Source organism: Streptomyces sp. NRRL F-5650 (genome assembly GCF_000721365.1).
In the GTDB taxonomy this organism is placed as follows: Bacteria; Actinomycetota; Actinomycetes; order Streptomycetales; family Streptomycetaceae; genus Streptomyces; species Streptomyces ardesiacus.
This window is the reverse complement of the sequence record NZ_JOGV01000033.1, coordinates 83,926-106,485: the sequence shown is the minus strand read 5'-3', so window position 1 is coordinate 106,485 and position 22,560 is coordinate 83,926. Positions and strand designations below refer to the sequence as shown.

Annotated in this window: 28 protein-coding genes and 1 pseudogene; 24 read left to right on the top strand and 5 right to left on the bottom strand. The window is 71.1% G+C overall.

Annotation, left to right across the window (positions count from 1 at the left end; genetic code table 11):
- Window positions 1-40: 40 nt before the first annotated feature.
- From IG88_RS0126070 to IG88_RS0126050, 5 genes are all read right to left on the bottom strand, one after another.
- Window positions 41-1,513, bottom strand: a complete 1,473-nt coding sequence (locus IG88_RS0126070) for an SCO6880 family protein (protein WP_031045937.1) — start codon at window positions 1,511-1,513, stop codon at window positions 41-43.
- Between the two features lie 83 nt (window positions 1,514-1,596).
- Window positions 1,597-2,991 (bottom strand): SCO6881 family protein, encoded by a 1,395-nt coding sequence (locus IG88_RS0126065; protein ID WP_031045933.1) that lies wholly within the window; start codon window positions 2,989-2,991, stop codon window positions 1,597-1,599.
- A gap of 35 nt (window positions 2,992-3,026) precedes the next feature.
- Entirely contained in the window at window positions 3,027-3,713 is a 687-nt protein-coding gene (locus tag IG88_RS0126060) for a hypothetical protein (protein ID WP_031045931.1), read from the bottom strand.
- Window positions 3,713-4,027 (bottom strand): DUF6112 family protein, encoded by a 315-nt coding sequence (locus tag IG88_RS0126055; protein WP_031045928.1) that lies wholly within the window; start codon window positions 4,025-4,027, stop codon window positions 3,713-3,715. Before IG88_RS0126055 ends, IG88_RS0126060 begins: the two co-directional genes overlap by 1 nt.
- A gap of 138 nt (window positions 4,028-4,165) precedes the next feature.
- Window positions 4,166-5,302: a C40 family peptidase gene (locus IG88_RS0126050; RefSeq protein WP_031045924.1), complete on the bottom strand. Its 1,137-nt coding sequence runs from the start codon at window positions 5,300-5,302 to the stop codon at window positions 4,166-4,168.
- 505 nt (window positions 5,303-5,807) lie between these two features.
- Between IG88_RS0126050 and IG88_RS0126045 the strand changes: the two genes are divergently transcribed.
- From IG88_RS0126045 to IG88_RS45165, 24 genes and pseudogenes are all read left to right on the top strand, one after another.
- A complete protein-coding gene (locus tag IG88_RS0126045; RefSeq protein ID WP_031045921.1) occupies window positions 5,808-6,563 on the top strand; it encodes a DNA-methyltransferase in 756 nt (251 codons plus the stop codon).
- 204 nt (window positions 6,564-6,767) lie between these two features.
- The gene (locus tag IG88_RS0126040) at window positions 6,768-7,385 is read left to right on the top strand and encodes a DUF4913 domain-containing protein (RefSeq protein ID WP_031045918.1); all 618 of its coding nucleotides are present in this window, start codon (window positions 6,768-6,770) and stop codon (window positions 7,383-7,385) included.
- Window positions 7,382-7,870 carry a hypothetical protein gene (locus IG88_RS0126035; protein WP_031045915.1) on the top strand — a complete coding sequence of 163 codons (489 nt, stop codon included), beginning with the start codon at window positions 7,382-7,384 and terminating at the stop codon, window positions 7,868-7,870. The genes IG88_RS0126040 and IG88_RS0126035 overlap by 4 nt, the downstream gene beginning before the upstream one ends.
- Window positions 7,867-8,481 carry a DUF3631 domain-containing protein gene (locus IG88_RS0126030; RefSeq protein ID WP_031045913.1) on the top strand — a complete coding sequence of 205 codons (615 nt, stop codon included), beginning with the start codon at window positions 7,867-7,869 and terminating at the stop codon, window positions 8,479-8,481. The genes IG88_RS0126035 and IG88_RS0126030 overlap by 4 nt, the downstream gene beginning before the upstream one ends.
- A gap of 14 nt (window positions 8,482-8,495) precedes the next feature.
- Complete coding sequence (locus tag IG88_RS0126025) at window positions 8,496-8,966, top strand: GNAT family N-acetyltransferase (RefSeq protein ID WP_234332297.1); 471 nt, start codon at window positions 8,496-8,498, stop codon at window positions 8,964-8,966.
- Between the two features lie 18 nt (window positions 8,967-8,984).
- A complete protein-coding gene (locus IG88_RS0126020) occupies window positions 8,985-9,674 on the top strand; it encodes a hypothetical protein (protein WP_031045908.1) in 690 nt (229 codons plus the stop codon).
- A gap of 38 nt (window positions 9,675-9,712) precedes the next feature.
- A complete protein-coding gene (locus tag IG88_RS0126015; protein WP_037836670.1) occupies window positions 9,713-10,426 on the top strand; it encodes a hypothetical protein in 714 nt (237 codons plus the stop codon).
- 203 nt (window positions 10,427-10,629) lie between these two features.
- Window positions 10,630-10,977 carry an SH3 domain-containing protein gene (locus IG88_RS0126010; RefSeq protein WP_031045903.1) on the top strand — a complete coding sequence of 116 codons (348 nt, stop codon included), beginning with the start codon at window positions 10,630-10,632 and terminating at the stop codon, window positions 10,975-10,977.
- A gap of 107 nt (window positions 10,978-11,084) precedes the next feature.
- Window positions 11,085-11,546: a hypothetical protein gene (locus IG88_RS0126005; protein WP_031045901.1), complete on the top strand. Its 462-nt coding sequence runs from the start codon at window positions 11,085-11,087 to the stop codon at window positions 11,544-11,546.
- The gene (locus IG88_RS0126000) at window positions 11,543-11,986 is read left to right on the top strand and encodes a hypothetical protein (RefSeq protein ID WP_031045899.1); all 444 of its coding nucleotides are present in this window, start codon (window positions 11,543-11,545) and stop codon (window positions 11,984-11,986) included. Before IG88_RS0126005 ends, IG88_RS0126000 begins: the two co-directional genes overlap by 4 nt.
- A 10-nt stretch (window positions 11,987-11,996) precedes the next feature.
- On the top strand, window positions 11,997-12,407 hold the full coding sequence (locus IG88_RS0125995; protein WP_031045897.1) for a hypothetical protein: 411 nt from the start codon (window positions 11,997-11,999) through the stop codon (window positions 12,405-12,407).
- A gap of 30 nt (window positions 12,408-12,437) precedes the next feature.
- Window positions 12,438-13,337 (top strand): winged helix-turn-helix transcriptional regulator, encoded by a 900-nt coding sequence (locus IG88_RS0125990; RefSeq protein WP_031045894.1) that lies wholly within the window; start codon window positions 12,438-12,440, stop codon window positions 13,335-13,337.
- Entirely contained in the window at window positions 13,334-13,912 is a 579-nt protein-coding gene (locus IG88_RS40350) for a hypothetical protein (protein ID WP_051852055.1), read from the top strand. The genes IG88_RS0125990 and IG88_RS40350 overlap by 4 nt, the downstream gene beginning before the upstream one ends.
- Window positions 13,909-15,147 (top strand): MFS transporter, encoded by a 1,239-nt coding sequence (locus IG88_RS0125980; RefSeq protein WP_031045887.1) that lies wholly within the window; start codon window positions 13,909-13,911, stop codon window positions 15,145-15,147. Before IG88_RS40350 ends, IG88_RS0125980 begins: the two co-directional genes overlap by 4 nt.
- A 50-nt stretch (window positions 15,148-15,197) precedes the next feature.
- A complete protein-coding gene (locus IG88_RS39065) occupies window positions 15,198-15,533 on the top strand; it encodes a hypothetical protein (RefSeq protein ID WP_031045885.1) in 336 nt (111 codons plus the stop codon).
- Window positions 15,534-15,586: 53 nt separating this feature from the next.
- On the top strand, window positions 15,587-16,831 hold the full coding sequence (locus IG88_RS0125970; RefSeq protein WP_420712100.1) for an ATP-grasp domain-containing protein: 1,245 nt from the start codon (window positions 15,587-15,589) through the stop codon (window positions 16,829-16,831).
- A gap of 328 nt (window positions 16,832-17,159) precedes the next feature.
- Window positions 17,160-17,852 (top strand): hypothetical protein, encoded by a 693-nt coding sequence (locus IG88_RS0125965; protein WP_051852054.1) that lies wholly within the window; start codon window positions 17,160-17,162, stop codon window positions 17,850-17,852.
- Window positions 17,853-17,881: 29 nt separating this feature from the next.
- Window positions 17,882-18,724 carry a DUF317 domain-containing protein gene (locus tag IG88_RS0125960; RefSeq protein WP_031045877.1) on the top strand — a complete coding sequence of 281 codons (843 nt, stop codon included), beginning with the start codon at window positions 17,882-17,884 and terminating at the stop codon, window positions 18,722-18,724.
- Window positions 18,725-18,955: 231 nt separating this feature from the next.
- Window positions 18,956-19,324: pseudogene (locus tag IG88_RS44465) on the top strand (DUF317 domain-containing protein); the annotation flags it as partial.
- Between the two features lie 253 nt (window positions 19,325-19,577).
- A complete protein-coding gene (locus IG88_RS0125945; protein WP_031045871.1) occupies window positions 19,578-20,621 on the top strand; it encodes an MSCRAMM family protein in 1,044 nt (347 codons plus the stop codon).
- Window positions 20,622-20,731: 110 nt separating this feature from the next.
- Window positions 20,732-21,259, top strand: a complete 528-nt coding sequence (locus IG88_RS40345) for a hypothetical protein (protein WP_158854064.1) — start codon at window positions 20,732-20,734, stop codon at window positions 21,257-21,259.
- Window positions 21,260-21,297: 38 nt separating this feature from the next.
- Complete coding sequence (locus tag IG88_RS40340) at window positions 21,298-21,465, top strand: hypothetical protein (RefSeq protein ID WP_158854061.1); 168 nt, start codon at window positions 21,298-21,300, stop codon at window positions 21,463-21,465.
- A gap of 144 nt (window positions 21,466-21,609) precedes the next feature.
- Complete coding sequence (locus IG88_RS0125930; RefSeq protein WP_420712099.1) at window positions 21,610-21,972, top strand: DUF317 domain-containing protein; 363 nt, start codon at window positions 21,610-21,612, stop codon at window positions 21,970-21,972.
- Between the two features lie 101 nt (window positions 21,973-22,073).
- Window positions 22,074-22,556 (top strand): hypothetical protein, encoded by a 483-nt coding sequence (locus IG88_RS45165; RefSeq protein WP_324609013.1) that lies wholly within the window; start codon window positions 22,074-22,076, stop codon window positions 22,554-22,556.
- Window positions 22,557-22,560 lie beyond the last annotated feature (4 nt).

Here is a 22,560-nt window from a genome sequence, read left to right as displayed (position 1 = left end):
CGTCGCGGTCGTTGATCGGTGTCAGTGCGGTTCCGGGGGCTTAGAGGGTGGTGCGGGCAAGGGGGAGTGCCGCGACGGCGAAGGCGTCGGGCTGCTGGTAGAAGAGGCGGCGCAGGTCGACCTGGGCGGTGACGGCTGCGGTCTCGATCTGGGCGCACGCCGCGTCGAGGAGGGCGTCGGTCTCGGCGGAGACGGTGAGCAGGCCGGTCAGGGCGACGTCGGCGTGTCCGGCGATCAGCTGGCGCTCGCGGGTCTTGACGTCGGCGTACTCGACGCTGTCGGCCTCGGAGTCGACCTGGCCGCGGCGGGATCGCTCGGCGGCATCGGAGATGATCGCGGCCTTCTTACGCTGGACGTCGCGCATCGCGGACTCGAGCCCCTGGGGCACGTAGATAAGGGACAGGCTGCGCCGCACCCCGGCGGTGAACATCAGCCCGTGGAGGAATCCGGCGCCGGTCTCCGTACGCGGCCAGTCCTCGACCCAGTACGTGGCGTGCCGGGCGGAGTCGGTGGCCACCCGGTCGTACTCCTCGACCTGGACGACGGGCCCGGCGGCGGCCGGGTCGGCTTCGGCGCGCCCGCTCTCGGACCACTGCTGCAGGCCGGAGAGCGCCTTGGGGTCGTACGCGGTGCGGATGACGGCGGCGATCTCGCGGGCGGTGAGCCAGCCGGTCACCATCAGGCCGGCGCTGCGGGCGGCCTGGGCGATGGCGCTGGTGGTCTGTTCCATCACCGTGAACGCTCCGGGGAAGCCGCCGCCGGCCTGGGAGATGAGGCGCTTGGCGGCCTTGAGGTCCAGGGAGATGGCCAGGTACGCCTCGTGCGGGGCGGCGGCCGGGCCTGCGGAGGCGACCAGCTCGGAGTACACCTGCCCGGCGACCGGGGTCTCGGGGCGCCCGTGCTGGGCCCAGTGGCGGGCGAGCGTGTCGCCACTGTCGGGCACGGTGCGCTCCAGGACCTGCACGGAGGCGACGTGCCCGGTCCGCGCGATGCCCGCCAGCGCGCGTCCCCAGCCGGCCACGTTGTGGTTCTGGGTGGCGGGGTCGAGCAGGGCGAAGGCTCTGCTGGAGACGCGGGCGACGGCGGTCAGGGTCTGGTTGTGCGGGTCGTGGACCGCGGCGGCGCCGTTGGCCGAGTCCGAGGGCGTGACGACGCGCAGGGAGGCCGCGGTGCCGGGCAGGTGCAGGGTGCCGTCGTGGCGGGGCCGGGTGACCGGGCGGGCCAGCCACAGGGTCTGCCCACTGTGGCGGCGTCTCGCGAATCGGAGGACGATCGGAGCCCAGTCGATCAGGGACTTGCCGTGGCGGCGGATGACGACCAGGGCAGCGACAGCGGCCCACAGCGGGGTGAGCACGATCGCGCCGAGCAGCCCGGTGCTGACGACCGTGATCAGCAGCAACGCCAGCGCGCCGGAGACCAGGACGAGTTGGGGAAGGGTTAGGCCGAGCAGGATGCCGCGCTTCGACCGGTGGGGGAATTTGACCGTGAGCGGAGTGATGGACAGTTCAGACAAGGGCCGTTCCGGTGGTGCTCGGGCGGGGCCGGAGCGGCACGGACAGGGGTGTACGCGTGCCGCTCCGGCGGGAGGGGACGGGGTCAGAGGCCGGTGGGCGGAGGCGGCGGAGGCGGTGCTCCGGCGCCGCCGGCAGTGCCCGCAGCAGCGGAGTTCGGGGCCGGAGGCGCGCCCTGCGGCGGAGGCATGGCGGAGCCTGCCGGGTTGGACATGAACCCGCCGCCGGACGGGGATCCCGAGCCTGAACCGGGTCCGCCCTGGCCGGGCCCGCCGCCGAACTGGCCGCTGGTGTCGTCGGTGGCGCTGGTGGGCGGAGGCTGGACGGCCTTCTCGAGTCCGTCCTTCATGCCCTGGCCGCCGGAAGGAGCACCAGAACCGCTCGTGCTTGCGGACCCCTGGTCATTGCCGCCGGTGGGGTTGGCGGCGATGTCACCGGGGAAGCCGCCGGGCACCGAGTCGGGCCCCTGCGGGGCGGCGCCCGCTCCGGCTGCTGCGCCGCCGGTTCCGGCGGTGGCCGCCATCGCGGCGGCCTTACGGCCTGCGCGTTCGGCGTGCTGCTTGGCGAGCTGGGCTCCGGCACCACCGGCGCGATGGATGTCCTCGCCGGATGTGCCCTCCGCGGCCCAGTGCACGAACTTGAACGTCGCGTACGGACACAGCAGCACCAGGATCATGATCACGATGCCGGACATGACGTCGGCGAGCGCGCCGAGCCCGTCCTTGGCCTCGGACTTGCCCATGGCGGCGATACCGAGCACGAAGATCACGGTCATCAGGAGTTTGGAGACCACGAGGGTGGCGGTGGCTTCGATCCAGCCGCGCCGCCAGCGGCGGGCGACTTCCCAGCCGCCGCCGGCTCCGGCGAACACGGCCAAGGTGACCATCACGAGGATGCCGACCTTGCGGACCATCATCACGCACCAGTAAAGGAACGCTCCGATCGCGGCGCCGATGGCGGTGAAGACCGCGACCAGCCAGCCCAGCCCGGCCAGGGCGGGGATCTGGCTTACCTTGACGATGCGCCGCACGGCCGATTCGATCGACAGGTGCGCCGTTTTGAACAAGCCGTCGGACAGCGCGTCGACGACTTCGATCGCGACGGTGGTCAGGGCGATGGCGCTGAAGGCGAAGATCACACCGGAGGCTGTGCCGGTGAACGCCTGGGTGAGGGCCTGGCCGTCGCGTTTCATCGCGGCCCGCACGAGCTGGGCGCAGAAGGTGGCGACGAGGATGACCAGGCCGATCGGCAGCAGCATCTCGTAGTTGTCGCGGAACCAGCCCGCGTTCAAGTCGACCCTGGTGGTGGCGTTGACGGCCTTGGCGGCCAGGTCGGCCGCCGCAGCAGCGAGTTCGCCAGCGGACTTGGCCATCCAGTCGCCGATGACCTTGCCCGGATCGCTGGCGAAGTCGACAGCGCCCTTGGCGGCGCCAGCGATGCCGCACACCTTGTCGGCGAGGGGGAGATCGCAGAAACCCACGGGAAGTCGGCCTCCTTTCGTGTCTCAGGCGCGGGTCACTGCGTGACGTTCGGGGCGATGGCGGCCAGGGTGCAGTCGTGGCCGGGGCGGCACTGGACGGCCAGGGTCACGGCGCGCTCCTCGGCTCCGCCGCCGCCCTTCTTCCAGGCGATCTCCTGCTTGCCGTTGACGGTGACGACGTAGATGTACGCCTTGGTGATCGCGGACGGGTCTTCGGCCAGGGCCGCCTTGAACGCGGAGGGGAAGTGGCCTTCGGTGACCGTCGCGGTGGCGTGCTGGTCGTTGTCGGCCATGCGCGACCACAGCGTCGGATCCGGCACCTGGGCGGACACCGAGGTCCAGTCGGCGTACTTGGTCTCCTTCGACATCCACGCGCGCATGCCGGCCAGCTGCTGGTCACGGCTGGTGTCACGGGTGTCGTAGGACCAGAGCATCGCCGCCGCGGCCTTGGCGAAGGCGATCGGTTCGGCGATCTGGGGCGGCTTGGGGACGGACCCGGATCCCGTGCCCGGCTGCGGCGCCTCCTGGGAGGGCGAGGCGCTGCCGGCGGCGGACGGTGAATCCGGCCCGGCGGGGGCGCCGTGGTCGCGGCCGGTGAAGAACGCGACGGCGGCGGCCAGTGCCAGCAGGACGGTGAGGGTGACCGCGACGATGGCGATACGGCGGTTGGCCGACCAGCCGACGCCGTAGGAGGAAAGCGAGAACGAGGAGGAACGTTTCATCAGTGGACCTGCGACCCCAGGGCGCTGAAGAACGCGACGATGCCGTTGGCCGCGCCGAGGCCGAGCGCTGCACCCGCGGACACGAGCGCGCCCTTCTTGCCGTTGGCCTCGGCCTGGTGGCCGCCGGTGTGGTGGCCCCAGGCCCACACGCCGAGCGAGACGGCCAAGGCACCGACGACGGCGACGATGCCGAAGAGGTTGATGCTGTTGACGACGTTCTTCAGGACGGAGAGGCCGGGCAGGCCGCCGCCCTGCGGGGAGATGCCCGGGTCGTAGGCGAGCTGGATGACGCGGTCTGCGAGAGGTATGGGCATGGGTGTGGCGGGGCTCCTTGCGTGCGCAGGCCGGATACAGCCCGGGCGAAAGGGGGAAAGAGGAGGGGAGTGGCGCGAGCGGCGCCGAGAAAGGCCGGCCCGGCCAACGTGGGGCGGGGCCTGGGCGCCAGGACGGCGTTAGAGGACGCGGCGGACGGCGAGGATCGCCCAGTCCTTCAGAGGAGTGATACGTACCGGTTTGCCGGTTTTGGGGGCCTCGATGACGAGCCCCGCACCCATGAACATCCCGACATGTTCGGGACGCTGGGCCGTGCCGCGGCTGAAGATCAGGTCACCGGGCTGCAGCTTGTCGGGCGAGACCGCCTTGCCCTCGTTGACCTGGGTGTACGTGGTGCGGGTTAGCTGGACGCCGGCCTTGGCGTACGCCTGCTGCATCAGGCTGCTGCAGTCGCAGCGGCCCATCGGGTCAGGGCCGTGCGCGGCGGTGCAGGATCCGCCCCACTGGTACATCGTGCCGAGCTGGTGCATCGCCCAGTCGATCGCCTTACGCGCCTTGGGGTCGGCGTCCTTGGGGATCGTGTAGCCCTTGGGTACGCTGCCCTCGGGGATGCGCCCGTAGGAGGAGCCGTCCTCGGCCGGGCCGCAGCCGGAGATCGGGGCCTTGGTGTCCTTCGACGCGTCGCCCTCCTTGGCGGGCTTGTCCTTCTCACCGCCGGGGAACGTGGCGGCGATGGCCTTCTGCAGGGCGGTGGCCAGCGGCTCCCACTGCGCGTACGCGTCCGGGAAGCCCGACTTCTGCACGGCCTGGGCGGCCTGGGTGACGGTCATCTGCTGCCAGCCCTTCACCTCCAGCAGCGCCTTGTAGAACCGCTCCGAGGCGTAGACCGGGTCGCGGATCTGCTCGGCGGTGCCCCAGCCCATGCTGGGCCGCTGCTGGAACAGCCCGAGGCTGTCGCGGTCACCGGAGCCGAGGTTGCGCAGCCGTGACTCCTGCATCGCGGTGGCGAGCGCGACGATCTGGCCGCGTTTGGGCACATCGAGCGAGAGGCCGGTGGCCACGATGGTCTGGGCGTTGGGGACCTGCTCGGCAGGCAGGGACAGGCCCTCGACCTTCACGTCCTTGCCGGACGCTCCGTCGAGGATCTTCGTCACCTGCTTGGTGACGGCGTCCGTGTCGACGTCATGCAGGCATCCGCTGAGCCCACTGGTGGTTTCGGCGGCTTCGCTGGAGGCGGCGGCCACCATCATGGCCGTGCCCGCGAGCAGCAGGGGGGAGAGGAAGACGACGCCGATGCCGGCGGCTATCGCCTTCAATCCGGCACGCCTCCCGGCGACCGGGTTTCAGGCAGGGGTGGGTAGGGAGTTGTCACAAGGGCGTCCTTGAAGGTGAAGTCCCGGCCGCGCGGGCGTGCTTGAGGGAGGCCGCGGCGGCCGGTGGTGGGTAAATCGGGCCCCCGACGCACGCGGCGAGTTGCACCTCGCTGTGCGTGCGTCGGTCGGGTTCAGGTGGGTTCGGGCAAGGGCGTACCTCGGAGAGGGCAGGGGAGGGGGTGGCCAACGGCGGTGTCCGCCGGGCAGCTCCAAAACAGTAAGCCCAGATCCCCGGTCTCCGAAATCAAACGTGATCAAGGCTTGATTTAGGGGATTTTGGCGGCGACACCGCTCCACCGGGGATCGTGCTCTACAGTTTTGGCTCCTCCCCCTCGCACCCCGCATTGCGGGCCGTGGGCATCGTCATGCCTGCGGCTGTTCCGCCGGGTTCTGTGCGCGAGCCGGAGTGCATCACCCACCCTCACCCGACCCGAATTGGGGTATCCCTTTGCCTTTTTCCCTGCACCAGGGCGACGCGCTGAGCGTGCTTGCGACGCTGCCGGACGGATGTGTCGACTCCGTCATCACCGACCCGCCGTACAACAGCGGCGGCCGGACAGCGAAGGAGCGCACCAGCCGCAGCGCGCGGCAGAAGTACACCTCCGCCGACGCCAAGCACGTCCTGCCGGACTTCACCGGCGAGAACATGGACCAGCGCTCCTACGGCTTCTGGCTCACGCAGATCATGACCGAGGCGCACCGGCTGACCAAGACCGGAGGCACCGCGCTGCTGTTCACCGACTGGCGGCAGATGCCGACGACGACGGACGCGCTGCAGGCGGCCGGCTGGCTGTGGCGTGGCGTGCTGGCCTGGCACAAGCCGCAGGCCAGGCCCCAGAAGGGCCGCTTCACGCAGAACTGCGAGTTCATCATCTGGGGCTCGAAGGGCGCCATCGACGGCTCCCGGAACCCGGTCTACCTGCCCGGCCTCTACTCGGCCTCGCAGCCCTCGGGCAAGAACCGCCAGCACATCACGCAGAAGCCGGTGGAGGTGATGCGGGAGCTGGTGAAGATCTGCCCGGAGCAGGGCACCGTTTTGGACTTCACCGCCGGTTCTGGGTCCACCGGCGTGGCGGCCCTGCTGGAGGGACGCTCATTTATCGGGGTGGAGAAGACCCGCGAATATGCCGAGGTGGCCGCCGACCGGCTGACCGAGACGGTGCAACAGCTCTTGTCTCAGGATGATTTCGCGCTGTCGGCCTGACCGTCCTCCGCCGCCCGGCAGGGGGGATAGCGGCCGGTCTCGCCGGTCTCTCCCCCGTGCCGGGTGATGCGTTATAGCACCGGATCCCCGGTTAGCGAAACCGGGGATTTTCTGGATCGTGGAGCCGTCATTCACGCAACCGGCCGCGGCTTCAAGGAGACCCCCTTCGTGCCTGAATCCATAGACCTCCCCGACGACGGGGAAATGGAACCTGTCCGGCTGCCGGACTCGAATCTGGAGAGCATCGAGGCCAGCGTCCGCAAACTCATGGAGCAGACCGCCGAACAGGCCCGGCAGCTCGACAGCCTCTCGGCACCCCCGGACCCTTCGCCCTTCGCGGCGTTCGGCATGCCCAGCCTTCCCGGGATGCCCGGCTCGCCGGCCCTGGTGCCGCCGGAGCCGCGCCCGATCCTGGAACTGGAGGGCGAGGAGTACGAGGACGAGCTGGATGCGCTCTCCGACTGGGTCGACGGCTTCCTCATCCGCACCTACGGCGCCGAGGTCACCACCGCTGCACCCTGGTGCAAGCAGTGGCAGGAGCACGACGACGTCGTCGCCTGGCTCCACGCCCTGTGGATGGCCTACCAGCAGCACAAAGACCCCGAGGCGGGACCCTCCGGGATGTTCGTGTGGCACCGCGACTTCCTCACTCACTGCCTCGCTTATGTGCGCGCACCCGGCGGCCCGCTCTCGGCCTGCCAGACCGACCCCGACCGCGACGCGCACCGCCTGCTGCCCGGCCCCACCTCCTCCACCCGCTCCACCCGCGCCGCATCCGCGGACAAGCCGGAGCCCGGCGAGCCGGACCAGGCCGCCCCATGAGCGGGCCCGAACACCGGCCGGCCTTCGGCCTCTCCTTCGACCCCCGCGCCCTGACCGACCTCCTCCAGGCCCCCGCAGACATCCGCGACCTGGCCCTCGCCCAGCTCCAGGACGTCGTGGACGCCAAGCTGTTCGGCACCAAGCTGAACGGCGAACTCACCGGGTACCGCAAGCTCTACGTCGATCACCGCAACGCCTGGCGCGTCGTCTACGCCCAGCGCCCTGCCCCGCCCGCCTCGGCGCACCGCACCGAGATCCACGTGGTGGCCGTCCGCCCTCGCGAGCGGCACGACGTGTACAACGTCGCCCGCAAACGCCTGGGCATCACCCGCCGCCCCACCAGTGCGCTCGCCCACGCCGCCCGCTCCAGCTCACCGCAGCTGGAGACGCGCCGCGAAGCCCCGATGCCGGGCCCGCCGCCGTACGCCGCACCCGGCCTTCCCCGCCCCGCCCTGTCCCCGACTTTGAAGGACCGCACTCTTTGACGACCCACTTCCCCTCCGGCCTCGACGACCTCACGGCAGCCCTCGCCGGCCTCGACACCCCGCAGGAGAACCCGCACCACCGGGCGATCCTGGACGCCTACTGGCGAGTTCAGCAGATGGACGCGCAGCTCCTCGCCGTGGCCGGCGGCGGGTCGGCCGGCTGTCTCGCCGGCGCCCACGAGCAGCTGGAGCAGCTCACCGACGTCCTCATCCTGCGCGTGCTGGCTGGCGCCGAGCTGACCCGACTGCTGAGCGTCCCGTGCTGCTGCACCCACGCCGTCGGCGACAGCGACGAGGACACCGCCAAGGACGCGGTGGACTGTCGCTCCTGCCCGGCCGCCGAGCACACGATCGTCCACGCGTGCCTCGACGCCTTCGCCGCAGACGGTGATCCGGCCGCCATGTCCTCGGCCGACCTCACCGATAGCCTGCGCCAGCTGCCCGGCATGGCGGAAGGCCGCTGGTCATATGCCGATCTCACCCCGCTGCGTCTGAGCCGCCTGCTGGCACCGTACGGCGTGCGGCCCCGCAACGTCCGCTTCGGCACCCACCAGCTCAAGGGATATCTGCGCAGCTCCCTCACGTCCGCGCTGCCCGACTGCTCCTGTTGAGGCACCCTGCCCTCATGGCCCTTCGCCGTGTGAGGGCCGAGGACTTCCCGCTCGTCGACGCCTTCCACCGGCGCTGTTCTCCCGCGCACTTGCTCCGCCGCTGGGGCCGTACGCGCCCGTCGCCCCGCACCCTTGGCCGGCTGCTGGCGCATGCCGACTGCTGGCTGGGGCTCGGTGCCGGCGATGAGCCGCTCGCGCTGGTCAGCGTCGGCCCTGTCAGCCGGGAAGCGGGCGTCTTCGACCTCGGGCTCCAGGTCGCCGATGCCCACCAGCGCCGGGGCATCGGCACCGCGCTGGCCCGGCATGCCGCCCAGTACGCCCATGACCGGGGCGCCCACACCCTGAGCACCTACACCGAGGCGTCGAACCAGCCGATGCTCCGCCTCCTTCGCCGTCTCGGTCCCGTCCGCGAGATGCGGCACGGAGCGCACCTCGACGTGCGCCTGCCCCTCGGCATGAGCGGCCTCGCACACCGGCCCCCGTGATACCCCAAGGAACCCCTTATGCCCCGCAACGCTCCGGTGAAGAAGGCTCTGACCCAGCTTGATCACCGCATCGAGGCGGCCGTGGGCCACAGCATCGACCGGCTGTGGCAGCACCGCGACCGCGACCTGCTCGATGAACAGCACGCGCACCTGGCCGACGCCCACCGGGCCCTCGTCCAGGCCGAGACCAACGTGACCTTCTACCGGTCCCAGCTCCACAGCCTCTCCTCCGGCGAGTACCCGGTCGATGGCGCGCTGTTCGAGCGCATCGGCCGGACCGTCGGCCTGCTGGAGGACGCGGCTCGCACCCGGGACCAGCGCCACGCCGAGGCCGTGGCCGCGCTCGAGCCCGTCGAAGCCGCCGCCCGGGACAACGCTCCGCGCGACGTGCCGAACCTCCCGGCGCCCGACGTCGCGGCGCTGCTCGCCATCACACAGGGCGCCAAGCTCCACCAGAACCTGCTGACCCAGCAGCTGTACGTCGTCACCGCCTCCGGCACCCGCATCCCCTACAGCCAGCTGCAACGCCTCGAAGAGGACCGCCTGGTGGTACGCGACACCTCCCACCCGGTCACGGCGGGCCAGCCCGTCACGCTGACCGACACCGGCCGTGCGGCGCTGACAGCCCCGCGCTCGCCCAAGGCGCCCGGCACCGCTCCCGTGCCCCGGCCCGGCACCTGGCCCGCGGCCACCCCCGCCCGCCGCTGAACCCCGCCTCCCGTGTGCGCCCCGCTCCGAAAGCCCCTATGCCCTCATCCCCGGACTTCCGCCTCGACGGCTACGACGCCGTCAACGACCGTGTCGCCGCGCAGTTCTGGCAGCACATCGATATCGAATCCACTGAACTCACCGTGCTCGCCGAGCACCACACCGACGACCAGCGGCACAGCTACTACGTCCTGCACAACGGCGCGGTGACCTGGGGTATCCCCGGAGAGCCGCAGCTGGTGGCTCTCCACCTGCAGCGTGACGTGGAGGCCCGTACCTTCCGCTTCCGGCACGAGCGACTGCCTTTGCCGGCCATGGCGCAGAGCTGGCTGATTGCCCGCGGCTGCCCGAAGGAGGGCATCGGCCTGCTCCCCGGCATGGGTACCGACGCGGCCGACGAGGCCACCAAGGCGCTGGAGGACCGCCTCACCGCCGACGGCGACCGCTTCGCCCTTGTCACCAGCTACACCTCGGACGACCCGGACCGCATGCAGATCACGGTGCTCCTGGCCGCCACCGACGAGAAGGCGCCGCTGCGCTTCCGCGTGCTGCTGGAAAAGGTCGACCCCGAGCACTGGACGCACACCCTGCGCGAAGGCGGCTTTTCGACCTACGAGCAGGCCACCGCCTGGTGGCACGCCCACTGGTCGGGCGAGGACGTTCCCCTGCCGACCACCTCGCCGGCGACCCGGCACACCGCCGCGTCCGCAGTGCCCACCACGCCTGCGCCGCGATCGGGCCCAATTCGCTGACGGAAGCGGCGAATTCGTGTCATCCCGGGGTCTCCTCTGAGGTGTTTCCGGGAGGGCTCGGTGCCCGGCGAAGGGCGAAACATAGCAGCACATTCCCGGTTAGCGAAACCGGGGATTCTCCGGACTCTTGAACCACTGCCCGCCGGCATCAGCCCGGGTGTGTTTCCGCGTTCCCTTCTTTCTCCTCTGGAGGTCACTTCCTCATGCGCTCACCCCGCATAGCCGTCTCTGTCGCCGTTGCCGGCGCGCTCGCCCTGCCGCTCCTTGGCGCCACGTCCGCGAGCGCGGCACCCGCCCAGGCGCCGGCGTCCGCGTCGGCCAGCCGCCCGTGTGACCGGCCCGGACCGTGGGCCGTGCACACGAGTGCGGTCACGATCCGCTCCAAGGCGAGCACGAAGTCCACCGCCGTCGGCGTGCTCTACCGAAGCCACCGATTCACGGTTCACAAGACCAGCGGGAATTGGCACTACATCACCGACAAGAGCACGGGCGTAAAGGGCTGGGTCTCCGGCTCGTACGTCTACCGCGACGTCTACATGTGCCTCGACTAGCCGCCCGGCTACGCGAATTTCCCAGACCGGCGCCGCCCTTCGCCGCTGAACAGCGAAGCGCGCCCCCGCCCCGCCACCCACGCATTTCCAAGGAAAGGAGCCGTGTCGTGTCCGACGACGCCGACGACGTGATGGGCGTCATCGCCCAGCAGATCGAGGCCCGCTTCCAGATGCCGCTGGCCGACCTGCGTCGGGCAGTGGCCGCGGCCCCGCACGCATCCAAGGACGCCACCGTCGTCGTGAAGTGGTACGGCATGCTCGCCGAGGCCCAGGAGGTACTGGAGAAGGCCGAGGACGCGCTCGTCGCGGCCCTCGACAGTGCACCCGGTGACGTGCTGGACGACCCGGTCATGGCGCTGGCCCATCAGGTCAATGCCGCCGTGGCGGTGCGCGACGGGCGGGCGATGGTCGTACGCCACTACACCGACCCGAACTCCGTGGGCCGCAGGGGCCCGGGAGCCTGGCGTGGGACCGAAGCAGCCCTCCGTCGCAGCCCGGCCCTTCAGACCGCAGCGGTACCGAGCGCCGCGCCCACGCCATCCGTCCCGGTGCGAGGAGCGACGCGGTGAGCGTTGTGCACAAGCCCACCAGCCAGGACGAGGCGCTAATCCAAGCCTTCGGCGCCTCGCTGAGCGAGCTGTACGCGCAGGCCGCGGGCCCCGAGGCGTCCGCCGCTCTGACGCGCGCCCTGGAGCTGCGCTCCTGGCTGGCGGTGGCCGAGGAGCAGGTCGCCCGGGTCCGCGACCGCATCCACGACGCCACCGCAGCCGACCGCGATATGGGCGAACTGTCCGCCGACGACCTGTGGTTCGACGCTCAGTGGATGGAGGCGGCCCTGTCGGCCCGTGACGGATACGCCACCGCACTCGGCGAGTTGCTGCGCACGATGCCGCCGCCCGGGCCGCGTCCCGAGCGGCCGGCGCAGCTCACCCAGCCCCGCCTCGCCACCATGCTCCCGCCCGCCCCGGCACCCGCACGTGCCGGGGCGGCGCGGGCCCGCCGACCGTGAAAGCCCCCGATTGCCCCACTCCACCTCCCAGACCATCGCCGGACGCATCGAGGAGCTGTACGGCCAGCCGATGGCCGCGCTCGAAGCCCACGCCGACACCAATCCGACCGGCACGATGCTCGCCGCCCTGACCAGCAGCCACGCCGATCTGCAGCTCGCCGAGCGCAACATCACCTTCCAGCTGCAGCGACTGCGTGAACTGGCTGACCCCGAGCGGGAGATCGGGAAGTTCGAGGCAGGCCACCTGCTCGACTGCGCTCGCCGGATCGCTGAATCCGTCGCCACCCGGGACGCCCACGCCAAGACCGTCAGTGCCGTCCTCGCCAGCTTGCACCGTGTCCCCGCCGCACCGCCTCCGCCGTCGTCAGCACCTGCTGTACCGGCCTCCGCTGCGGCACCTGCTGCCACCCGCACCCGCTGAACCATCCGCCCCGCCCTAGGAGTTACCCCCTTGGCCACCACCGGTCTGCCCCGCTCCACCCAGGTCGACGTCTCACGCGTCACCGAGTCGCTGGAGATGATCGCCCCGCTGTGGAGCGTGTGGATCCTGATGACGCTGTCCGCCCAGCCCCTGCGCTACGCGGAGATCAAGCCGCGCCTGCCCTGGCTCAACGACGGCACACTCCACCCCAAGCTGCGCAAGCTCACCGACTGCGGGCTGGTCGAGCGCACCGAGGTCGCCCAGGGACATGTCACCTACGGCCTGACCGGACGCGGCGCCGACCTGATGCCCGTCCTGACCGTGATCGCCGCCTGGGGCGAGAAGCACCTGGAAAAGCCCCTGGTGAAGAACAAGGACACCGGGACGCTGGAGCCGGTCACCCAGGTCGCGCCCGCGCAGAACATCGAAGACACCCTCGCACTGATCGGCCCCCGGCACGCCACGCCGATCCTGTGGGCGCTCAAGGCCCGCGGCGCCTCCAGCGCCAAGGCCCTGTCCGCCGCGGCGATGCCGAGCTACCGGCTCAGCAACATCTACCCCCAGGTCGACCGCCTGGTCGAGGACGGCCTGGTCCGCAAGGACGGCCGCGCCTACGAGCTGACCGCCACCGGCCACGCCCTCGCCCCCGTCTACCGGGCTCTGAGCGCCTGGGCCGCGGGACGCCCGCTCGCCGACGCCGACACCCACCCCCTGTGGGGCCAGTCCCCGGCCGCGACGCAGACCACGTCCGGACCATGGTTGACCATCCAGCCCCGCGTACCGGCACCCGCGGCCCCCGCTCCGGCGGCAGCGGCCCCGGCCCTGTCCACCCAGCCCGCGGCCACGGCCTGGAAGCCCACTGATCTGTTCTCCCACCAGATACCGGTGCGCCCCGTCACCCTCCCGCAGGCAGGAGGCCACCGTCGATGACCAGATGCCCGACCACCCGCCTGGACAGGCGCCAGACCATCCGCGCCCTGTCCCTGCCGGCCCTGATCCGCCTCGTCAGCGAAATCGCCGACAACGGCCCCATCGCCCGCCGCCGCGGCAGCCTGCAGGCCGCCTTCAGCGACCTGACCGCTCACCAGCTTGGTCACGCCATAGACCGAGCCCGCGCCTTTGGCCTCGTCTACGGCGACGAGCACGAGCGGGTCCGCTACCGGCTCACCTCCCGTGGCGAGGACCTCGCCGACGTGTACGACACGGCCGCGCACTGGGCCCGCACCCACCAGTTCCCCACGGTGTCCAGCGACTTCGTCAGCCGTGTCCAGCGCACCCTCATCATGCTCAGCCACACCGAGGGGCTTGAAGGCGGGGTCGCCAGGCTCGGCAACTCCAGCGGGCTGCTGGTCCCCGGTGGAGCGGTTCTCTCCCGTGAGGCCATCTCCGCCCTCGACGGCCCGCAGCGCGCACTGGCCGCCTGGCTCCAGACGAATGCGTACGTCGTGCACGACACAGCCCTGCACTCCTCCCACGCGGCGGATGAGATGGAGCCCGCTGCGTGAGATCCCGCGTCGGACCCCGGCACGCCCGCCGGCCGGTCCCCACCCTGCTGCGCGGCATCTACCTGCCCCGCAGCATGGACGCCGGCGCCTTCGCCATGACGACGTACGGCATCCCGCTGCTGGTGCTCGCCACCACCAACTCCGCAGCCCTGACCGGTTTGGCGTTCGCACTGGAGTGGGTCCCGCGCCTGGGTGCGTTCGCCGTCGCCGGGGCCATGGTTGACCGCCACGGCACCACCCGCGTGCTGCGAGTGGCCTCGGCGATGCGGGCCGCCGTGGTGGTGACCGCTGCCCTTGCGCTGCCGCAGATGGAGGTCGGCCTGCCCACCACGGTCACCGTCATGCTGCTCGCCGCCCTGACCGGCGTACTCACCGAGTTCTCCTACATCGCAGCGGAGACCGCGGGAGGCGTCGCCAGCCGCCAGGCCGGCGAGCGCGCCCACCGCGTGCAGTCGGTACTCCTGGGCATCGACCAGGTCGGCACCCTGGCCGGCCCTGCCATCGCTGGCCTTCTGCTGGAGCGGGCCGGGGCCGCCGGGATGCTGGCCACGATCGCGGTCTTCTCGCTCCTCGCGTGCGCGCTCGCACCCCGGCAGCACGCCGGGCAGCCCGAGATGCCGGAGCCGGTCCTCGCAGGGCTGCGCACCGGATGGACGACCCTGCGCTCCCTGCCCGCCCTGGGCTGGCTGGTGTGCGGACTGACCGTGTCCAACCTCGCCATCGGGCTGCTCCAGGCCGCCGCTCCGGTGATCGTGGTGAAGCAGTTCGGACACTCCAGCGCGGACGTGGGCCTGATCTGGTCAGTGGCTGCCGGAGCCTCCCTGATCACGGTCGCGGTGTGCCGCCGCGCGATCGACCGCTTCGGTCTGTGGCCCGTCGGTGCACTCTCCGCCACCGTCGCGGCCAGCGCATGCCTGGCCGTCTCCCTCACCCACACCTACACCGCCTACCTCGTGCTGATCGCGGTGCTCATGGCCGGCGAGGGCGGCATGACGGTGGTCCTGCGCACCCTGCGCTCCCACCTCATCCCGCAGCAGGTCTTCGGCGCCACCCTCTCCCTGACGATCCTGCTGCTCCTGCTGCCCTTTCCCCTGGCCGGCCTCCTAGTCGCCACGGTGCCGGCCGCCCTGCTCGGCCGCGTCATCACCGCCTGCGCGGTGCTCCAGGCCCTCGGCCTGTGCGCCGCCTTCATGCGCCTGCGCGCCCTACCCGGTCTCCGCGCCCGTCTCGCCTGACCGTGCCCTGCCTGACCTCGTCCTTTCCCGTCCCCCTGGAGATCCCTCCCATGCCCGTGCTCTCTGACCCTGCCCAGGCCGTCACCCGGGTGCGCCGCCCATCCTCCCGCGCGGGATCCCGGCCCACGATCACCGACCAGTTCCTCGCCTTCGACGCCGCACACCCTTACGTCTACCGGGCCCTGGAGAAGTTGACGGCCGAACGGCTCGCCGCCGGGGCCACCCGCATCGGGCTCAAGGAACTGTTCGAGGACTTGCGCTGGCGACTCCCGCAGGGGCTGCGCGGGCTCAACAACAACTACACCGCTCTGTACGCGAGGCAGCTGATCGCGGACCACCCCGAGTGGGCCTCCGTCTTCGAGCTGCGCCGCCGACGCACCCCCTGAACCGACCCCACCGTGCCCGAACGGCCCATTACCTGCTTTGCCTTGGAGAGTCCTTGCCCACCATCCTTGTCGTTGCCGCCGCCGATCCGGAGGCCGAGGCGTACCGCGGCTACTGCCTCGAAGCCGTCGCCGCCCGGTACGACGTCGTCCTGATCACTCCCGCCGCCCCCACCTGGGAGCGGAAGTTCATCACCGACTTCGAGATCGCCGATCCCTGCGACGCCCGGGCGCTGGCCGCTGCCGGCCAGGCCCTGGCCGAGCGGCACGAGCTGACTGGGGTGATGACATGGACCGAGTGGTATCTCGTCCAGACCGCGCGCCTGGCACGGCGCCTCGGACTGCCGACGAACAGCCCAGAGGCAATGGACGCCGCTCGCAACAAGGCGACCGCCCGCACTCTGTTCGCCCGCCATGGCGTGCCCTCGGCAGCGTCGATGACCGCCCGCTCCCTGCTGGAGGCGGCGCTCGCCGCCGAAACGATCGGCTATCCGGTCGTGCTCAAGCCCGCCGCTCGCGCGGGCAGCCTCGGCGTCATTCGCGTCAACAGCGCCGAAGAACTCCCGCGCGGCTTCGAGTTCGCCGCCGCCGGCGCCCGCGACGGCATCGAGAGCACCAAGGTGCTGGTGGAGGAGTACCTCGACGGGCCCGAGGTCTCTGTCGAGTGCGTCACCCACCGCGGCCACACCACTGCGGTGGCCGTCACCCGCAAGACCCTCGGCGCGCCGCCGTTCTTCGAAGAGATCGCGCACAGCGTCGATGCCGCCGATCCGCTGCTCGACCAGGTGGCGCCCGTCGCCGCCGCGGCCGTCAAGGCGCTCGGCATTACCGACGGCGTCCAGCACGTCGAGATGCGCCTCGTCGACGGCCGCCCCCGACTGATCGAGGTCAACGCCCGCATCGGCGGCGACATGATCGGCCACCTCGTCCAGCTCGCCACCGGCGTGGACCTCGCCCGCGCCGCCGCCGACACCGCCCGCCGCCAGGCCCCCGACCTCGCCCGCACCCGCCACAGCGCCGCCGCGATCCGGCTGCTGTACCCCAGTGCCTCTGGCACCCTGACCCACTGCCACCTCGATGCCGGCTTCGCCACCCGCACACCGTGGCTGGAGCAGGTCACCTTCCAACGCACGGTCGGCGACACGGTCACCCTGTCGCCCGCCGGCGACATGTTCAGCGCCCGCGCCGGATTCCTGATCACCACCGGGCCCACGGCCGACGTCGCCCAGGCGCGCGCCGACGAGGCCCTCGCGCACCTCACCCTCGCCGTCGCACCCAAGCCGTCCGCGTCCGCGGCGTAATCCGCGCCCGGCCCCCGAGCACGGTCCGCTGAACAGGAACCACCGCCATGCCCCACCCCTCCCGAACTCCCTCGTTCGAGCGGCGCTCCCTGCGTCTGAACGACGTCGCTCACATGGGCGCCGCGGAACTCCAACCGCTTCTGCAGGACAGCTTCCGCAATCTGGTCACGGCCGCCATCGCGGACGCGACCGGCTGGACACCGACCCCGCCGCCACGGCCCGCCTCTGGCTGCGCAGCGCCTTCCCCGATCGGTTCGAGCAACTCCTCGCCCAGGAATACGCCACAGCCCAGCTCGAGCCGCGCACCGAGCGGCCCGGCCCGGCCGATGTGTTTGACGCCATCGAGCGGGGCGCGAGCGAGGGCTACCTCTTCGCCACCATGACCCCGGCCGTCCACGACCTGCTCGTCAAGAGCCCCCTCGCCTTCCGCAACACCGTCGCCGCCGATGCACGTGAGCAGGACCAGCGCAACGTCGAGCTGCGCCACCCACTGCTGGTGCGCCGCTGGCGCATCGCATTGGACGAACTCGCGGAGATGACAGCCCCGCTCGCCGGGGCCACCAGCGCGACGGTGCTCGGCCCGCTCACCACCGACCTGGACGCCATGCCGCGGCAGGCCGCCTTCGCTGTCCTCAACGCCCGCCGCTTCCTCGTCGCCGTCCACCAGCGCACCGCCGAGAACACCCGCGTTGCCCGCCAGTACGCCCAGACCATCACCCAGCGCGAGCAGGACGAGCCCGAGCACGCCGCCCACCGCCGCGTCTTCGACCAAGCCCTTAACCGCCTGGCCGACGAGCACCCTGCCGCCTACGACCACGTCCGCCACCGGCTGCGGCCCTTCGAGACCAGCCCCGGCCGACTGGACGCGTCCGTCCTGAACGCCGACCAGCGCGGCGCCCTCAAGCGCCGCGTCCTGGCCGAACTCACCCCGCTCCCGGCGTCGGCAACACCGCACTTGTCGGCGGCCCCCGCCGCGCCGAGGCCGGCCACAGCCGCCGCGCGCCCAGCCGCCACCCGCTGATCTTCCTCCCGACCTCGACGAAAGTGCCCATGACCGACCCCACCACGATCGAGGGAGATGTCTACGTCTCCCCGCGCTACCTCGCCGGCCTCGGCGGAATCGGTGACCCCGCCTTCGAGCCCGTCGAAGACTGGCCGCACCACCACCTCGACGACGGACCGTGCCAGCTCCTGATCACCTCACCGGATCACCGCATCAAGATCGGCTGGTTCGGCGACGACTTCGACGTGTGGAAGATCAGCGCCGCCGAGGACGCCGTCTCCGCCTCCCGCTGGACGGCGAGCGTCAGCGACAAGATGCCGCCGGAAATCGTCCGCGACTTCATCCACGCCCTGGCCAGCGAGTGGGACGAGGACAGCGAGAGGTTCCTGACGGACCGCTCGTACTACTGGACCGACGCAGTCCAGCCTCTCCTCGACGCGGGCTGGGAACGCAAGCCCCTCGCACACGGCTCGATCGAGATCGTCTCCCCGGACCAGCTGGCCGGCGCGAGCATCGACGTCGTCACCAGCGACCCCGATGCCGAAGTGGTGACACTGTGGGCCGGACCAGAGCGGAAGAGCGTCCGTGCTCAGGCCAACTTCACCGCCCGCACCCCGAAACGCCTGATCGCCGCCATGGCCGCCTCCTTCGTCGCGCCGACCCCCATTGCCCGCTACCAGGCCGACCTGAGCCCGCGACTCGCTCAACTCGCCCAGCTCACCCCCGTCGAGCCGCCGAAACCTCCCGCCCCCACCCCGCTCGACGTCCGGAAGGCTGCCGCCGCCCGGCGCCGCCCGCCCGCGCTCGGTACGCACAGCGTCCCCCGCTGGAGCACCACTACGCTCCCACCGGCCGCGGCCGCTGCCGCCCTTCCCGCCCGCCGCCGCTGAGGACTAGCCCGTGTCGACCGACCCCTTCATCAAACTCGACCAGGAGCGGGCCGTGAAGGTTCTGCCTCGCCACCTGGCGGGACCCGGTCCCATGGACCTTGCTACGGCCTGGCCGTTTCCCGAGGACTGGTCCGTACATCAGTCCGACGAAGGCGGGGCCCTGGCCACCAGCCCCTGCCTGCGACTGTTCGCCGGCCTGGTCCCCGACGCCGACAGCCCGCGCAAGGGGAAGTGGACGGTCACCGCCAACCGCGCCCCGTTCGGCCCCCGGCCTGGCAGATCAGCTTCGACATCACCACCCCCGTCGAGCTGCTGCATGACCTCCACACCGAACTCCTCGACCTCTACCTTGAAGATCGCTACAGCGACCAGGACCGGCTGTTCACGGACGACACTCCGCCGCAGGAGGCGTACACGCTGCTCCTCACCCGCGGCTGGAGCCACCAGGTCAAGACCGACGGCACCCAGTTCTTCCGCGATCCCGACTCCCTCGGTGTCGTACAGCAGCGCTACGCCACCCATCTTCACCCCGACTCACCCACCTGGTCGGTCTGGGGCGGATACCCGAGCGAGCCCTACTGGCGCGCACGGTTCTCCCAGGGCACCCCGACCACACTGGTCGCCGCCTTCACCGCCTCGCTGGTCTCCACGGAGCCGGTGACCCGCGCGGTGAAGGACATCCCGTTCCACACCCGCCGCCATCTGTACGTCGCGGCGACAGCCCCGGCGCGGCACACGCCCGTTTCCTCGCAGGCCACTGCGCCTGCGGCGCTCACCGGCCCGAGCCGGGCCCGCGGACCACACCCCCCTCGTTCCCCTGTACCTCCCGCCTCATTACCTGGAGAGTTCCTACTTGCGCACCCGCTCCGCCCGCTGTCTGCCCGCCGCGGTCCTCACCGTGGCCGCTACCGTGACTGGATCCCTGGTCTGGAGCCCGTCCGCTTCCGCTCAGGCCCCGGACCCGGCCTCGCCCACCGCAACCGCGCCCGCCCCGCGCAATGCCGCAGAGGGCGGCGGGGTGGCCATCCTCAAGAAGGACGAGGGCGGCGACGTCCTGGCCGGCGCGTCCTTCACCCTCTACGACTCCACGGGCAAGGAAGCCGGGAGCGGCAAGACCGACGGAGAGGGCCACCTGGCCTTCAAGGATCTGGTGCCGGGCGTCTACCGGCTCAAGGAGACCTCCAGCGGCAGCGCGCTGCACGACGTCGTCGAGGACCAGGACGTCATCGTCACCCCCGGCGCCGACGCGCCGCTCACCATCATCGACCCGTTCAAGCCCGCCTCCGTCCTGCTCAAGGCCCAGGACGACAAGAGCGGCAAGCTCCTGGCCGGTGCCACCGTCAACATCGGCACCGGCGACAAGACCCTCCTCACCCTCACCACCGGCGACAAGGGCACCGCTACCGCCAAGCTCCCGGTCAACAACCGCACCGGCACCGACTTCTGGGTCAAGGAGACGAAGGCGCCCGCGGGATACGACCTCTACAAGGGGCAGCGCGACTTCAAGGCCAAGCCCGGCGATCCGGTCACCGTGACAGTCACCAACGCCAAGACCCACACCACTCCGCCGAGCCCCGACCCCTCGGACAAGCCCACCGACAAGTTGACCGAGAAGCCCACGGACAAGCCGACCGAGAAGCCGACGTCCGGCAGCGCCAGTGACCACGGCACCCCGGAGCCGACGGAGAAGCCGACTGACTCCCCGGCCTCCGAGGCGACCGCATCGAGCACTGCGGCACCGGAGCCTGGCGGTTCCCTCGCCCACACCGGCGCCGATGCCACCCCGTGGCTGCTCGGCGGCGCCGGAGTCCTGCTCGCCGCTGGCGGCGGGGCACTCCTGGTTGCCCGCCGACGCCGCACGGACGACTCCGACAACGACGGCTCCACCGAGAGCTAACAACACGACCCTCTAATACGGCCCCCGGAATTCGCCTCGCGATTCCGGGGGCTTCGTCATGTCCAACGTAGACGCAGAGAGGACTTGATGTCCTCACTTAGGCTGCTGTGGTGATCGAGCCCCTGCCGCTCCCTGGCGACCCCTCCGAGCTGCATCTGCGCATCGTCTACAACGACACGCTGAGTGACACCTCTGACGCGGACACCCTGGAAGAGTGGAGCGTGGAGATCCTCCACCGCTGCCGGGAGCACGACAGCAGCGGTGGCCCGACGGCGTCCGGCGCGTGCGACGCAGAGGACTGCCCGGCGGACATCGCGAGCGATAGCACGGTCGGCTCGATGACCTTCTTTCGTGTGCACCTCGACCGCGGACGCAGTGCGTACGCGGCCATGGAGGAGGCATCGGAGGACCTCTATGAGATCGCCCAGGCCCTCCTCGATCCCGCCACGGGTTATTACACGGACGAGGTCAGTGAGCTGCTGGAGTACAGCGGTTCCGACCTGCTCGTCATGGACCGCGTCACCCTGCGCGAAGAATGGAGAGGCCGAGGCTTGGGTGTGATCCTCGCCGCCGAAGCCATCTTCCGGCTGATGCCCGGATGCCGAGCCGTGGCGTGCTCGCCCGGGACGCCGACCTGAGTGCGAACCGACTGCGGAACGAAGCCGAGTGGAACCGCGTGACGGCCAAGATCGCCAGAGGGTGGAAGCAGCTCGGGTTCCTCCCGTACCGGGACAACGTCTTCGTCTTGTCGCCCACCTCGCTGGTCCTGGAGGAGCAGCGAGGCCGGCTCCGCCGGAGGCTCGTGGAACTCGGGGCCGCCTGGTCGGCGACGACCCGCGCATAGGCGGCCCGTCCACCTGCCGGTGATGCGCGAGACCCGCGCCCGGCAGTTCGCCGGGGGCAGACAGGAAAGATCGCGGAAGGACTGGTAAAGCCGCCAGGGACATGCCAACGTAGACGACCTTCCCCGAAACCCCAGGTCAGAGAGGTGTTGCCCGTGACCGTGGAAGCTTCCACGCCCGGATTTTCTACCACCACCGAGGCCCTGCGGCTGCGCTCGTGGCAGCTTGGACCCGGCCAGGCGACGATGGTCACCGACCTGTTTAAGGCGGAGTTCTTCAACCTCGTTGTGGACGACCGGGCCGATGTTCACGTCAGCAGCAAGGACGGTCGTTTCTATCTCGGATGGTTCCCGCTCGGCCGCCCCGGCACCGACGGCGACGGCTGGGCACTCGCTGTCACCGGTACCGCCAAGGTCCCCGGTTACCGGATCCGTTTCGACACCGAAACGCCGGCGGAGATCGTCGCGGCCACGGTCCAGCGCGTGCTGGCCACGTCCCGGCCCCTGTGACCCGGTCACTCTTCACGCGCGGCTCAGGGCCGCTGCTCATGTACGGCACGTACCCTGCTCTCGGCCCCTGGTGGGGCACCCGATACTGCAAGGAGAACGTCTTGGCCCCGGAGCTGACCGTCGGCGACCTGCTGGATCGTCTGTCCGCCAGTGACCGCGACGTGGTGGTTCGCCTGTGGATCAACCCCTTCGCCCGCACGGTCCGTCGGCTGGGCGGCGTGGTCCCCACCCGCGACGACGCTGGCCGACCGGTGGTGTTCTTCGCCGAAGCCAAGGACACCGAGCCGATCGAAGCGCTGCCGGAGCTGACCGTCGGCGACCTGCTCGACCGGCTGTCGGCCTGCGATCGCGAGGCCGTCGTGCAGCTCGCGATCAACCCCGACTTCCCGATGGCTCACCGTGCGGGCGCCGTCGCTGACGCCCGCGACGACCAGGGGCGTCCAGTGCTGTTGCTCACCGAGCCGGAGCCGGCCGAGCAGTTCGGCCCCCTGCTGCCCGACGTCGCGGTCGCGCTGACCTGGCACGAGCCGACCGAAGCCCCGCCGCGCCGACGGCGCGGCACCCGCCCCAGTGGCGGGCAGTGAACCA